The organism is Ruegeria sp. BH8 (assembly GCF_056538065.1).
This window is the reverse complement of sequence record NZ_JBQFSP010000001.1, coordinates 870,935-884,151: the sequence shown is the minus strand read 5'-3', so window position 1 is coordinate 884,151 and position 13,217 is coordinate 870,935. Positions and strand designations below refer to the sequence as shown.

The 13,217-nt window shown below is 56.1% G+C and carries 10 protein-coding genes; 6 read left to right on the top strand and 4 right to left on the bottom strand.

Features of this window, described 5'->3' with window-relative positions; genetic code table 11:
- The first annotated feature begins 32 nt into the window (after positions 1 to 32).
- Together ACR0AD_RS04380 and ACR0AD_RS04375 are read left to right on the top strand one after the other, a co-directional pair.
- Positions 33 to 1,190 (top strand): RsmB/NOP family class I SAM-dependent RNA methyltransferase, encoded by a 1,158-nt coding sequence (locus ACR0AD_RS04380; RefSeq protein ID WP_480485598.1) that lies wholly within the window; start codon positions 33 to 35, stop codon positions 1,188 to 1,190.
- Between the two features lie 108 nt (positions 1,191 to 1,298).
- Entirely contained in the window at positions 1,299 to 3,590 is a 2,292-nt protein-coding gene (locus ACR0AD_RS04375; protein ID WP_480485600.1) for an ATP-binding response regulator, read from the top strand.
- 4 nt (positions 3,591 to 3,594) lie between these two features.
- Here ACR0AD_RS04375 and ACR0AD_RS04370 read toward each other — a convergent pair whose 3' ends face one another.
- A complete protein-coding gene (locus tag ACR0AD_RS04370) occupies positions 3,595 to 4,188 on the bottom strand; it encodes a sulfotransferase family protein (protein ID WP_480485602.1) in 594 nt (197 codons plus the stop codon).
- A gap of 192 nt (positions 4,189 to 4,380) precedes the next feature.
- Here ACR0AD_RS04370 and recA point away from each other — a divergent pair, with 192 nt between their 5' ends.
- From recA to ACR0AD_RS04350, 4 genes are all read left to right on the top strand, one after another.
- A complete protein-coding gene (gene recA, locus ACR0AD_RS04365) occupies positions 4,381 to 5,448 on the top strand; it encodes a recombinase RecA (RefSeq protein ID WP_267366220.1) in 1,068 nt (355 codons plus the stop codon).
- A 168-nt stretch (positions 5,449 to 5,616) separates the two neighbouring features.
- The gene (gene alaS, locus ACR0AD_RS04360; protein ID WP_480485604.1) at positions 5,617 to 8,289 is read left to right on the top strand and encodes an alanine--tRNA ligase; all 2,673 of its coding nucleotides are present in this window, start codon (positions 5,617 to 5,619) and stop codon (positions 8,287 to 8,289) included.
- Position 8,290: 1 nt separating this feature from the next.
- On the top strand, positions 8,291 to 8,578 hold the full coding sequence (locus ACR0AD_RS04355) for a DUF1330 domain-containing protein (protein WP_480485606.1): 288 nt from the start codon (positions 8,291 to 8,293) through the stop codon (positions 8,576 to 8,578).
- 372 nt (positions 8,579 to 8,950) lie between these two features.
- Positions 8,951 to 9,574: a transglutaminase-like cysteine peptidase gene (locus ACR0AD_RS04350; protein WP_480485607.1), complete on the top strand. Its 624-nt coding sequence runs from the start codon at positions 8,951 to 8,953 to the stop codon at positions 9,572 to 9,574.
- Between the two features lie 217 nt (positions 9,575 to 9,791).
- Here ACR0AD_RS04350 and ACR0AD_RS04345 read toward each other — a convergent pair whose 3' ends face one another.
- From ACR0AD_RS04345 to ACR0AD_RS04335, 3 genes are all read right to left on the bottom strand, one after another.
- The gene (locus tag ACR0AD_RS04345; protein ID WP_480485609.1) at positions 9,792 to 10,445 is read right to left on the bottom strand and encodes a hypothetical protein; all 654 of its coding nucleotides are present in this window, start codon (positions 10,443 to 10,445) and stop codon (positions 9,792 to 9,794) included.
- Between the two features lie 301 nt (positions 10,446 to 10,746).
- On the bottom strand, positions 10,747 to 12,564 hold the full coding sequence (gene typA / locus ACR0AD_RS04340) for a translational GTPase TypA (RefSeq protein ID WP_209596307.1): 1,818 nt from the start codon (positions 12,562 to 12,564) through the stop codon (positions 10,747 to 10,749).
- A 76-nt stretch (positions 12,565 to 12,640) separates the two neighbouring features.
- A complete protein-coding gene (locus tag ACR0AD_RS04335; RefSeq protein ID WP_209596305.1) occupies positions 12,641 to 12,976 on the bottom strand; it encodes an SMR family transporter in 336 nt (111 codons plus the stop codon).
- Between the last annotated feature and the right edge of the window lie 241 nt (positions 12,977 to 13,217).

The window sequence follows — 13,217 nt, the reverse complement described above, 5'->3', positions numbered from 1 at the left end:
GTCACGGCCTTTTTCAGCCAAGGTAATCCGTGATGACACCTGCTGCCCGCGTTCAGGCCTCGATTGAAATTCTGGATGAAATTCTCGCCGGGGCCCCGGTTGAAAAGGCGCTGACCGGCTGGGCGCGGCGCAGCAGGTTTGCGGGCTCCAAGGATCGGGCAGCTATTCGCGATCATGTGTTTGACGCTTTGCGGTGCAAACGCTCGTTTGCTGCGTTGGGTGGTTCCGGAACTGGTCGCGGCCTGATGATCGGCGCCATTCGCGCATCGGGTAAAGACCCTGTTGAGTTGTTTACCGGCGACCGCCACGCGCCCGAAGCCCTTCAAAATAACGAAGTATCAAGGGATTTTGCATCCGAAGCCGAGAGATATGATTTTCCCGAATGGCTGTGGCCAAAGTTCGTCGCATCCTTGAACGATGCCGCCGTTCCTTGCGCATTGGCATTGCAGGAACGCGCCCCGGTTTTTCTGCGGGTCAACTTGTTGAAAACGGATGTAACCCGGGCGATTGATGCTTTGGAGACCGACGGTATTTCAGCCCGTCCAACGCCGATATGTGAAACCGCTCTGGAGGTGACAGAGGGCGCGCGTCGGATTGCGCAAAGCCAGGCATACGCTCAGGGTTTGGTCGAGCTTCAGGATGCGGCAAGTCAGGCGGTTGTTGCTTCCTTGGATCTGCGCCCTGGAATGCGCGTTTTGGACTATTGCGCCGGGGGTGGTGGCAAGTCGCTTGCGATTGCGGCCAACAAGGGTGTCGAAGTATACGCTCATGATGTGAACGCGCGCCGAATGAAGGATATTCCAGCGCGGGCAGAACGGGCAGGGGCCAGAATAACCATCCTGAACAGCGCAGATCTTGCCAATCACGGGCCTTTTGACGTCATTTTGGCCGACGCCCCGTGTTCCGGCAGCGGTTCGTGGCGGCGCGCACCAGCAGGTAAATGGGCATTGACTGAAGACCGTTTGCAAGATCTCACGGTCATCCAAGCTGACATTCTTGCACAAATCACGCCGTTGGTCCAATCAGGTGGAGTGCTGGCTTATGCGACATGCTCGGTTCTTGCCGACGAGAACGATGCGGTTGTCGACAGGTTTCTGGCGCAACATGCGGGCTGGCGTGAAACCTTCCGGCAGGCATGGCAGGTAACGCGCGGGTCCGACGGGTTCTTTACGTCACACTTGACGCGCTGATCTTTCGGTAAATACAACCTTGGGTAGCTAACTTGTTTTTTAACGCCGTTAGGCGAGTGTTAACCAATTCTACCTGTTATTACCGCAAAACCTGTGCCCGAGCCGTTTATGCCTGACATCACTGAATTTGTTCCAGCCCCTTCAGCCGCCAATACTCCATCGGTGTTTCGGATCGGGTCGTTAGTGTTTGTGGCGCTGTTGATCAGCCTGGCACCTGCGGTTGGGTTTCTGCCGTCGGATTGGACAAAAGGTTTGCTGGCAACAGGCATTTCCCTTTTGGTTGTGGCGCTCTTGTTTGGGATCAAGGGGGCGATTACGAACAGGCATTTGCAACAGATATCAGCCCTTTTGGCCGCTTTCGCAGAGCGCGAGGATGCTCCGGTCGTGATCTCAAACGGGTATGGTGACATATTGGCCGCGAACGTCCTGGCGGACAAAAAGCTGGGGGCCATACGAGGCGAAAACCTAGCCCGCTGTTTGCGCTCCAGGTTTGCTAACCCTTCGGCGATCTTGTTGAGCCTACAATCGCGGGCGCAATCCACAGGAAGCGCCCAGAGCGAGTTTCCCGGTGGCGATCGGACTATTTCGGTTTCCGTGCACCGATTGCGGCCGGGACTGTTCTACTGGAACTTTAGCTGTGTTCAACAGGATAGCTGGCAAACCCTTGGCTTGCCGGTCGTAACCCTTGGACGCGCAGGTGACGTATTGCGCGTCAATGCCACGGCCGAGCGTTTGTTTGGTGCGCACCCTGCCAGGGCGCAGGATATTTTCAGCGAAGCCGAACCGCGGACCGGGGCTGTCAACGCAGTCAGGACCCGCGATGGTCATATTCTGGCAGCCGTGTCCGAATTTTCTCAATCCGGGTCGGAACGAAGCCTTTGTTTGTTACCGATTACGCAGATGCCCGTACAGGATGCGGTCATGTCCTTCTCTGACCTTCCGGTTCCAATCCTCAGACTTTCCGAGGACGGCATCATTCTGGACAGTAATCGGCTGGCGGCGAAACTGTTGGGAAAGAAGCAGCTTGAAGGCAGTAACATCAGCGACATCATGCGGGGCGTGGGGGGCCCTGTGCTGGATTGGTTGAAACGAACCGAGGCGCATGAAGAAACGCAGCGATCAGAGTTTTTGCAGTTCATTAGGGACGACAAGGAAATCTTTGTTCAAGTCACCCTGAGCCGTGTGTTTGTCGATGGAAAGATATGCCTGATCGCGGTTCTGAACGATGCGACTGAACTGAAGACGCTCGAAGCTCAATTCGTTCAGGGCCAGAAGATGCAGGCCGTAGGGCAATTGGCCGGAGGTGTTGCACATGATTTCAACAACCTGCTGACGGCCATTTCCGGTCACTGCGATCTGCTGCTGTTGCGCCATGACCAGAATGACCCGGATTACGGGGATTTGGTGCAGATCAATCAGAATGCCAACCGGGCCGCCGCGCTGGTCAGTCAGCTTTTGGCGTTTTCGCGAAAACAGACCCTCAGGCCGGAAGTGTTGGATCTGCGTGACACGATCTCGGACCTTATTCACCTGCTGAACCGGTTGGTTGGCGAGAAGGTGCAATTGACGCTGAGCCACGATCCGGTGCTCAAACCCGTGCGGGCGGACAAGCGTCAACTTGAGCAGGTGCTGATGAACCTTGTCGTTAACGCACGAGATGCCATGCCGGACGGTGGTGAAATTCGCATTGAAACCAGTGTGTTGACCCTTTTGCAGCCTCTCATGCGGGACAGGGCAACCGTACAACCGGGCGACTATGTGACAGTCAAGGTTGTGGATGGCGGTGTTGGTATCCCAGCAGATAAGCTGCAGAAGATTTTCGAACCCTTCTACACCACGAAACGAACTGGTGAGGGCACCGGGTTGGGGTTGTCAACAGCCTACGGGATCGTAAAGCAAACCGGTGGGTTTATCTTTGTCGACAGCGCAATTGGACGGGGCACCGAGTTCACTGTCTTTCTTCCGGTTTGCGCGACGACGTCCGAGGTCGAAGCCGAATTGCCAGTCCAGCCCGAAGCCCAGAGCACCAGACAGGGTGAGGGCGTGGTGCTGCTGGTCGAGGATGAGGCACCAGTTCGCGCCTTTGCAACGCGCGCGCTGCGACTGAAGGGTTACACCGTGCTCGAGGCGGACTCGGCGGAAGAGGCGCTTCGACTGCTTGAAGATTCCGCGTTAAGTGTCGACGTATTCGTCACCGATGTTGTCATGCCGGGAATGGACGGGCCCACCTGGGTGCGCAAGGCCATGGAGACGCGCCCGGACGCGCGTGTGATCTTCGTGTCCGGGTATACCGAAGGCGTTTTCGGCGATACCGGTCCGGATATTGCCAACTCAACCTTTCTGCCCAAGCCGTTTTCCCTCAACCAACTGACTGAGGCCGTGTTTCAACAACTCAACTGATGGATCACATTGCGGCTTTGTGCAGCGCAAATTCTTCCGGGAAGGCATTTCGAAACTTCTGTTCGGTCGCAGGTGACAGATGCAAATCTCCCGGAGGCGAAACGTTTTCGCGCTTCAGGTCGATCTTCATGTCCAGACGTGTTTGCAGAAAGTCCAACACCTTGTCCTGATGCTCGTATTTGAAGATATGACGAGCGCCAGAACTGTCGTTGCGAGTACGAAAGAATTGCGCCTGGCTGCCGACATTGGCGAACTCGGGACGTGTGTCCTGCAAATAGGCTTGCACGAAGGCGTCAAAATTCATGTCACGTGTCGAGCGCGGTTGACCTATCAAGTCTACACGACTGCGGAACCGGTACCAGCTGCCCAGCCAATCCAACGGTTCGCGCACAACGGCCATAATTTCCATCTCGGTATCAAACAGTTTTCGAAACATGGTCTGGAAAAACCGGTCATACCGACGCACCGGGGCGTGCTTCAGCTCTGGCGGATGTGTCACGATGAGATCGGCCCGGTCACGCAACGCCGTGTGATAAGCCGTGCTACCGGTCTTGGGGACTGAAAGAAAAGCAAGTCGTTCTTTATAAAAAACAAGCATTTATCGGTTCTCAAGGTTGCAATGTTACTTGTGCAGATTGTCGTAAACGACTCTTTAACACAATTGCAGAAGACTGATTTCTGTAAGTTTTAGTTGAAATGTTCTCTTTTTGATCTCATAAGGAACAAGAGGCGAACAAAGCAGCGATTGCCGCCCGATTAAGGGTGTGACAAAAGGGAAGGCGACAGGACAATGGCGGATCTTCTGACAATGAGCGACAAGAAAAACGCAGACAAGCAAAAGGCGCTCGACAGTGCGCTGGCCCAGATCGAACGGCAGTTCGGCAAAGGGTCGATCATGAAGTTGGGCGAAGATGCCCGGCAGGACATCGAGGCGAGCTCGACCGGCTCGCTGGGTCTGGATATCGCGCTGGGTATCGGTGGACTGCCGATGGGGCGTATCGTTGAAATTTACGGGCCTGAGAGCTCGGGCAAAACCACTTTGACCCTTCATTGCATTGCTGAGCAGCAAAAGCGGGGCGGAGTTTGCGCGTTCGTGGATGCAGAACACGCACTGGACCCGCAATATGCCCGAAAGCTGGGTGTTGATCTGGATGAGCTTCTGATCTCGCAGCCCGATACCGGTGAGCAGGCGCTTGAAATCACAGATACTCTGGTACGCTCGGGCGCAGTCAATATGGTTGTTGTCGACTCGGTCGCTGCCCTGACGCCGAAATCGGAACTCGAAGGGGACATGGGCGACAGCAGTGTCGGTGTTCAGGCCCGGCTGATGAGCCAGGCAATGCGCAAACTGACAGGCTCGATCAGCCGTTCGAACTGCATGGTCATCTTCATCAACCAGATCCGTATGAAGATCGGCGTGATGTTCGGCAGCCCGGAAACCACAACCGGTGGTAACGCGCTGAAATTCTACAGCTCGGTTCGGCTGGATATCCGCCGGATTGGCGCGATCAAGGATCGGGACGAAGTTGTCGGGAACCAGACCCGCGTCAAAGTTGTGAAGAACAAAGTCGCACCACCGTTCAAGCAGGTCGAGTTCGACATCATGTATGGCGAAGGCATCTCGAAGATGGGTGAGTTGCTGGATTTGGGTGTCAAAGCCGGTGTTGTTGAAAAGTCAGGATCCTGGTTCAGCTATGGTGATGAGCGGATCGGGCAGGGGCGTGAGAACGCCAAACAATACCTGCGGGAAAACAGCCGGGTGGCGCTGGACATCGAAGACAAGATCCGCGCGGCGCATGGGCTGGAATTCGATATGTCGCCAGGCGTTGCCGAGGATGACGATATTCTGGAGGCCTGATGTCATGAGGTGGGTAACCCTGACATCTGCGCAAAGACTGTAACACTTGAAACAAGGCGGCTTGATCGGGTCGCCTTGTTTCGTTCCTGTGTGCCTCTGCTGTGGACACTCACCTGACAGGGGGCTAAACCAACGGAGACCAAGATATACGTGCGCCGAGAGAGCCCTATGCCAACCCTGAACGACATCCGATCGACTTTTCTGAACTACTTTGAAAAACAAGGGCATGAGGTCGTCGCGTCCAGCCCGCTGGTGCCGCGCAATGACCCGACACTGATGTTCGTGAACTCAGGCATGGTGCAGTTCAAGAACCTGTTCACCGGTCTGGAAACCCGCGATTACAAACGCGCCACCACGGCGCAGAAATGTGTGCGTGCGGGTGGCAAGCACAACGACCTCGACAATGTTGGCTATACGGCGCGTCACCATACGTTTTTTGAGATGCTGGGAAACTTCTCATTCGGGGATTATTTCAAACATGAAGCGATCCCATTTGCCTGGGAGCTGATCACCAGGGAATTCGGTATCGACAAGACCCGCCTGTTGACCACCGTCTATCATACCGATGATGAAGCCTTTGAAATCTGGAAAAAGGTCGGTGTGCCCGAGGACCGGATCATTCGCATCGCCACCAATGACAATTTCTGGCAGATGGGTCCGACCGGACCTTGCGGCCCGTGCACCGAGATCTTCTATGATCACGGCGATCACATCTGGGGTGGCCCTCCGGGTTCACCCGAGGAGGATGGCGACCGATTCATCGAAATCTGGAACGTCGTTTTCATGCAAAACGAGCAGTTCGAAGATGGCTCGATGGTCGAACTTGACATGCAGTCGATCGACACAGGTATGGGGCTTGAACGGATTGGGGCGCTGTTGCAGGGCAGCCATGACAATTACGACACGGATCTGTTCAAAACCCTGATCGAGGCTTCGGCGGATGCGACCGGTGTCGACCCCTATGGCGACCAGAACGTGCATCACAGGGTGATCGCGGATCACCTGCGGTCGACGTCGTTCCTGATTGCAGACGGTGTGATGCCCAGCAATGACGGCCGGGGATATGTTCTGCGCCGGATCATGCGCCGCGCCATGCGCCATGCGCACCTGCTGGGCGCCAAGGATCCTGTCATGCATCGCCTGGTGCCTACGCTGGTGCAGCAGATGGGCGGGCATTATTCTGAACTGAAACAGGCGCAACCGCTTATCGAAGAGACGCTGCTGCTGGAAGAAACCCGGTTCAAGCAGACGCTGGACCGTGGTCTGAAGTTGCTGGATGATGAGGTTTCAGGGCTTTCCGAGGGGGCACCCCTGTCAGGTGAAGCGGCCTTTAAGCTTTACGACACGTATGGCTTCCCACTGGATCTTACGCAGGATGCGCTGCGTGAAAAGGGCCTGAGCGTCGACACGGACGGTTTTGACACCGCGATGGCTGAACAGAAGGCCAAGGCACGTGCTGCATGGGCCGGGTCAGGTGAAGCAGCGGATCAGGTTGTATGGTTTGATGTGCTGGATACCGCCGGTGCGACGGATTTTCTGGGCTACGATACCGAGAAAGCCGAAGCGCAGGTTGTCGCCCTGGTTGTTGATGGCGCACTGGTTGACAAGATCGACGCGGGCAGCAGCGGTTGGGTCGTCGTGAACCAGACCCCGTTCTACGGGGAGGCCGGCGGTCAGGTCGGCGATACTGGCGCGTTGCGTAGGCTGGAGGATCGCGATCACCTGAGCCGCGTAGAGGACACGAGGAAGTTTGCCGACGGCAAGGTCTATGCTCATAAGGTAGCAGTTCAAAGCGGAGTTGTTCGCAAAGGCGATGCGGTAGAGCTTGAGGTTGATCACGCCCGCCGTTCCGCCATTCGCGCCAATCACTCGGCCACGCACCTGCTGCATGAAGCATTGCGCGAAACACTGGGCGACCACGTAGCACAACGCGGTTCGCTGAACGCGGCGGATCGTCTGCGGTTCGACTTCAGTCATTCCAAAGCGCTGAGCCTGGAGGAAATCCAAAAAGTCGAACGCGAGGTGAACGATTTCATCCGCCAGAATTCGACTGTTGAAACCCGGGTCATGACACCCGACGACGCGCGCGCATTGGGCGCGCAGGCCCTGTTCGGCGAGAAATATGGTGACGAGGTTCGTGTCGTCTCCATGGGCAAGGCACCAACAGGCAAAGGCCATGACGGCGATACGTGGTCGATAGAACTCTGTGGCGGTACACATGTGCGCCAGACAGGAGATATCGGCACCTTTGTTGTGTTGGGTGACAGCGCCAGCAGTGCAGGTGTGCGCCGGATCGAAGCGCTGACCGGGGATGAAGCCTTCCGCTATCTTTCGGCACAGGATCAACGTCTGGCTCAGGTCGCATCAGAACTGAAGGCGCAACCGGACGACGTTGTGGCGCGCGTGAAAAGCCTTCTGGACGAACGCAAGGCTTTGCAGAATGAAGTGGCTCAGTTGCGCCGGGATCTGGCTATGGCTGGTGGGGCCGGTCAGGGCGGTGGTGCCGAGGCGCGGGATGTAAATGGTGTGAAATTCCTGGCGCAAGCCCTCAGCGGTGTTTCAGGCAAGGACCTTCCTGCGTTGATCGACGAACACAAAAGCCGTCTTGGATCGGGTGCGGTGCTGCTGATTGCGGATACGGGCGGCAAGGCGGCCGTTGCGGCTGGTGTGACGGAAGATCTGACCGGACGAATTTCGGCGGTGGATCTTGTAAAAGCGGCCGTGATCGAGTTGGGCGGAAAAGGCGGCGGCGGCCGTCCTGACATGGCCCAGGGCGGCGGCAAGGATGCATCAAATGCAGAGGCGGCAATCAAGGCCGCACAACAGGTTTTGGGAGGATAACATGGCTGCTCTTTGGATTGCGCATGTCACGGTGACGGACACTGAGGCGTACGGCAAATACGCTGAACTGGCCGGACCGGCCATCGCCAAGCACGGAGGCGAGTTTATCGCCCGTGCTGCGCGGTACGTTCAGCTGGAAGGCAAGGAACGTCCACGAAACGTAGTGGCGCGCTTCCCGACGCTGGAGGCAGCGGTTGATTGCTATAACTCGGATGACTACCAGCAGGCCCTGAATCACGCGCGCGGCGCAAGTGAGCGTGAACTGGTTGTGGTGGAAATCACCGAGTGACATATGGGCCTTGCGTCCAAGGCGCTGATATTTCCAAGAAAACCGGCAGTGAATAAGCAAGATTCGGCTTATGTCATGTTTGGTTGATACTGATTAGCACGCGACAGCGGGCTGTTTTTTGTTTAATTGATTTAATTCAATCACTTACCCTTTGATGCTCCTGTTCTGTCGAATGGGTCCTGGCAGAATTGTGGCCGCGCCAACAAAATTCTTACGTGAAATTGTCAGATTCTCGGACGAATTTTCGCCCCGTTTCCTTTGCAGGTTCTCAAAAGATTGCGCGAAACGCCTGATCACAGATAGTTTCAAGAAACAGAATGTGGTGCAGTTGGACATGCAATCGTTCGAAGAACATCGGATCGGGGAACTCGCATGATTTCATTCGCGAATTTAGCCAAGAGGTGTGTTGCCGCTCTTGCATCGGCTGCGGCGCGCGCAGTGGGTATCTGCACCGTATGTATCGGCGTAATCGCCTCCGCACCTGTCGCGCAGGCATCCGACGGCGTCTTTATCCCTATCGTTGCGTCTTCGCCTCCGCCCTCAGGCGCAATCAACCTATGCAACCAATATAACTGGGCTTGCACTGCAAAACGCTCGGTCACGTTGTCCAGCCACCAAGAGCTGACGGTGGTAAATCAAGTGAATCGCCGCGTAAACGCGTCGACCCGGGAAGTTACGGATCAGTCCCAGTACAAAACGCGTGAGCGATGGGCCTTGCCAACACCCAGAGGCGGTGATTGTGAAGACTTTGCATTGTTGAAGAAAAGGGATCTGATCCATGCCGGAGTTGATCCAAGTAAGCTTTTGATTGCGACCGTTCTGGACACACGCCGGACGCCTCATGCGGTTCTGGTCTACCGCTCGGCGCAGGGCGACCTGATCTTGGACAATCTCACAAACCGGATCAAACCCTGGACAGCTACGCGCTATTTGTTCCTGCGCATGCAAGATCCGAAGCGGCCCAGTCAATGGGTCGGCGTTTACGGGCGCAGTTGACCTCAGCGGTATATTTACCTACCCAAAATCTTACCCTTGGACGCAGATTTGGTCTGCGCCCAAGAGTGTAGTCTTTGACCTTACGCTTGGACGGATTAATCCGAACGTTTTGCGTATCGACGTATTCCAGCCCCGAAGCCTCGACCAGCAGAGTTTTTTCTATCGAATATGCTCCGCGTTCCTAGGGCCGGTTCGCTGGTATTCGGTTTCGTCTTTATCAGTCTTCTTCGTGCTCTTCACCACCGGGCTCTTCACCACCGGGTTCTTCCCCACCGGGTTCTTCTCCACCGGGCTCTTCGCCACCAGGTTCTTCACCACCGGGCTCTTCTCCACCGGGCTCTTCGCCACCGGGCTCTTCTCCACCGGGCTCTTCGCCACCGGGCTCTTCTCCACCGGGCTCTTCGCCACCGGGTTCTTCTCCACCGGGCTCTTCGCCACCGGGTTCTTCACCACCGGGTTCTTCGCCACCGGGCTCTTCACCACCGGGTTCTTCACCACCAGGTTCTTCGCCACCGGTTGGGTTACCGCCGCCACCATTGGGGGGCGTGCCATTTTCCTGGGAAGGTCCGTCGCCGGATCTCTGGTCTGAGACACCGATCGATGCGGTCGGGAAGTCACTTAGCAGACCTGCCAGCGGGGCGCATTCTGCACCGACGCGCGCCAGAATCTGATCGAAGTCATGACGGCGTTGAATGTAGCGGATCATGCCGGATGTCACAGCATCGCATTCGCACAAAACCTGCGCGGACGCAGCGGATTGCCGTGCTGTTGCAACCGTACATGTCCCAGCGGCAAAGGTTTCACCGGCAGGTGAAAGCAGAAAAGTTGTCGCAATAAAAAACAGTGGAAACTTGCGAGCTCTATTACCCATTTTGAACTCCTTGGAACTCGATAACTAAACTACGTCCTTCTATGCACCATTCCCGTATCGGTGTTTGTGAAGGACGTCACACTTCTGACGTGTTTTGACCATAATTCGAGGGCGCCTACAATATCTTGTTGGTGAGGCCCGGGGCGGAAATTTTCAACCATGCGGAGAAAGGTGTTAGTTTTCAAATAAAAACCGGGCAGTGAGCCCGGTTTTTCTGATTTCGTCTTTTGTCGTATTGGAAGCAAATATGCCACACTATTGCCATTGTTTCCGTTTGGTCAGTTTGCAACCTGAGGGTGTTCTAGGCAGATTTGGCCATCCGCTTACGCTCGTGCGGGTCAAGAAAACGCTTCCGCAGGCGCACCGCGTTTGGTGTAACTTCCACCAGTTCATCATCGTCGATATAGGCAATTGCCTCTTCCAGTGAGAACTGAATATGCGGCGTCAGGCGGACCGCGTCGTCGGATCCACTGGCGCGCACGTTTGTCAACTTCTTGCCTTTGAGCGGGTTCACTTCCAGATCGTTGTCTCGCGAGTGTTCGCCGATCACCATACCCTGATATACGTCTGTTTGCGGACCAACAAACATACGGCCACGTTCTTCCAGGTTCCACAGCGCATAAGCCACAGCCTGACCTTTCTCCATCGAGATCAGAACGCCTGCGCGACGGCCCGGAATCTGCCCCTTATGTGGCGCCCAGTCATGGAACACGCGGTTAAGTACACCCGTACCGCGCGTGTCGGTCAGGAATTCGCCGTGGTAACCGATCAGACCGCGGGACGGGACATGGGCGATGATCCGCGTCTTGCCCGTACCGGCCGGGCGCATCTCGACCAGTTCACCCTTACGTGCGCCGGTAACCTTTTCAATAACGGAACCAGAATATTCGTCATCCACGTCGATGGTGACTTCTTCGATAGGCTCAAGCCGCTGCCCGTCTTCTTCACGGAACAGAACCTGCGGGCGCGAGATGCTGAGCTCAAAGCCTTCTCGGCGCATATTCTCGATCAGAACACCCATTTGCAACTCGCCGCGGCCCGCAACCTCGAACGCCTCACCGCCGGGGGTGTCGGTGACACGGATGGCGACGTTCGACTCGGCTTCCTTCATCAGCCGGTCACGAATGACGCGAGATTGAACTTTTTTGCCGTCACGGCCTGCCAGCGGAGAATCATTAATACCGAAGGTCACGGTAATGGTCGGTGGATCGATGGGCTGCGCGGGCAGGGCCTCAGTGACCTGAGGGGCAACCAGCGAATCCGCTACGGTGGCTTTGCTCATGCCAGCGATGGTCACGATGTCGCCTGCTTCGGCCACATCAATGGGCTGCTGGGCCAGTCCCCGGAACGCCAGGATTTTCGTGGCGCGGAAGTTTTCGATGACCGAACCATCGCGGCTGAGCGCCTTGAGGTTGTCGCCAGCCTTCAGCGTGCCACTTTCCACACGACCGGTCAGGATACGACCGATGAAGGGATCGCTGCCCAATGTCGTGGCCAGCATCCGGAAGGGTTCATTTTTGTGTTCGACCTGCTTCGGGGCAGGGACATGATCGACGATCAGGTCGAATAGCGCGCTCAAGTCTTTGCGGGGACCGTCCAACTCCATATCCGCCCAGCCCGAACGGCCCGAGGCGTACATTGAAGGAAAATCCAACTGGTCGTCATCCGCGCCGAGATTGGCGAACAGGTCAAAGCATTCGTCCAGTGCGCGGTCAGGTTCGGCATCCGGCTTATCGACCTTGTTCAGAACCACGATCGGGCGTAGGCCCAGCGCCAGTGCCTTGGACGTTACAAACTTGGTCTGGGGCATCGGGCCTTCTGCGGCGTCCACCAACAGAACAACACCGTCGACCATGCTGAGAATGCGCTCGACCTCGCCGCCGAAATCGGCGTGGCCAGGGGTGTCGACAATATTGATGCGCGTGTCTTTCCACTCAACCGAGGTGGCCTTGGCCAGGATGGTGATGCCGCGTTCACGCTCCAGGTCGTTACTGTCCATGGCGCGTTCCGCGACGGCCTGATTTTCCCGGAATGCACCGGATTGTTTGAGCAGCTCGTCCACCAGGGTCGTTTTGCCGTGGTCCACGTGAGCGATGATTGCGATGTTGCGCAGGTCCATGAGAGGTCAGCCTTTGAACGGGAAGTTGCCGCGCGCATAACGCGGCGCGGCAAAATATACCAGCCCTAACCGGCCTTCAGTGCCCGGCAGTCTTTGAAAAGAGGTGAATGATCAGGATTCCCGCCAGAATCATCGCCAATCCGAGTATTGCCGGCCAATCCAAACGCTGACCGAAAACGATAAAACCGATGAGCGCGATCAGAAAGATGCCTAGTCCGGACCAGATAGCATAAACAATGCCGACAGGCATGACCTTCAACGTCATCGCCAAAAGGTAGAATGCAAACGCGTACCCAACGATAACGATCACGGATGGCCAGAACCGCGTAAACTGCTGGCTGGCTTGCAGGGCCGTTGTGCCAATGGTTTCAGCCAGCACAGCCAGCAACAGATACAGATAGGCTTGGGGCATTTGAATACCTCGGAAAAGGGTGCGTCGGGTGGCCTGAGGGTGATTTGTGTGAGTGAAATACGCGGGCCGTCATGTTGTCTACAAGATTACCTTGGGTCAGGTATACCTGACTGTTTTTTCAGTCGAATGAATGTAATATTCGCTGCATATTTTTTCATTTTGTTAACGAGTTTTGAGCGATGACGTTATTTGCGAAATCAATCATATTTGCTTCGGGTCTGATAGTGGCGATTGGGTGGCT

Bases quoted from the DNA above. Each gene is read 5' to 3' on its own strand.
- ACR0AD_RS04380 (WP_480485598.1), top strand. From the start codon at position 33: ATGACACCTGCTGCCCGCGTTCAGGCCTCGATTGAAATTCTGGATGAA.
- ACR0AD_RS04375 (WP_480485600.1), top strand. From the start codon at position 1,299: ATGCCTGACATCACTGAATTTGTTCCAGCCCCTTCAGCCGCCAATACT.
- ACR0AD_RS04370 (WP_480485602.1), bottom strand. From the start codon at position 4,188: ATGCTTGTTTTTTATAAAGAACGACTTGCTTTTCTTTCAGTCCCCAAG.
- recA (WP_267366220.1), top strand. From the start codon at position 4,381: ATGGCGGATCTTCTGACAATGAGCGACAAGAAAAACGCAGACAAGCAA.
- alaS (WP_480485604.1), top strand. From the start codon at position 5,617: ATGCCAACCCTGAACGACATCCGATCGACTTTTCTGAACTACTTTGAA.
- ACR0AD_RS04355 (WP_480485606.1), top strand. From the start codon at position 8,291: ATGGCTGCTCTTTGGATTGCGCATGTCACGGTGACGGACACTGAGGCG.
- ACR0AD_RS04350 (WP_480485607.1), top strand. From the start codon at position 8,951: ATGATTTCATTCGCGAATTTAGCCAAGAGGTGTGTTGCCGCTCTTGCA.
- ACR0AD_RS04345 (WP_480485609.1), bottom strand. From the start codon at position 10,445: ATGGGTAATAGAGCTCGCAAGTTTCCACTGTTTTTTATTGCGACAACT.
- typA (WP_209596307.1), bottom strand. From the start codon at position 12,564: ATGGACCTGCGCAACATCGCAATCATCGCTCACGTGGACCACGGCAAA.
- ACR0AD_RS04335 (WP_209596305.1), bottom strand. From the start codon at position 12,976: ATGCCCCAAGCCTATCTGTATCTGTTGCTGGCTGTGCTGGCTGAAACC.